General features: G+C 63.2%; 1 protein-coding gene. It reads left to right on the top strand.

Annotation, left to right across the window (positions count from 1 at the left end; translation table 11 throughout):
- Window positions 1-105: 105 nt before the first annotated feature.
- The coding region (locus tag ACM0OY_RS40685) for an SDR family NAD(P)-dependent oxidoreductase (protein WP_414574346.1) at window positions 106-228 on the top strand (123 nt) is incomplete at its 3' end.

Here is a 228-nt window from a genome sequence, read left to right as displayed (position 1 = left end):
TCCGTGCGGTAAGTATGGCGGGTTTCGGTGCCTACTTTCCATAAGAGAGCGACCGTCATAACTGGGTTTCAACGCGATTGCACGCGTCAGAACAGGAGCCTGACCATGAACATCACCGGCAACACCATCCTGATCACCGGCGGCGGCACCGGCATCGGCCGCGCCCTGGCGGAGGCCCTGCACGCGCGGGACAATCAGGTCATCATAACCGGCCGTCGCGAGGCCCCG

Source organism: Nostoc sp. CCY 9925 (assembly GCF_963920935.1).
Classification (GTDB): Bacteria; Cyanobacteriota; Cyanobacteriia; order Cyanobacteriales; family Nostocaceae; genus Nostoc.
Note: the sequence above shows the minus strand (reverse complement) of the source record. Positions and strands in the feature narration are given on the sequence as shown.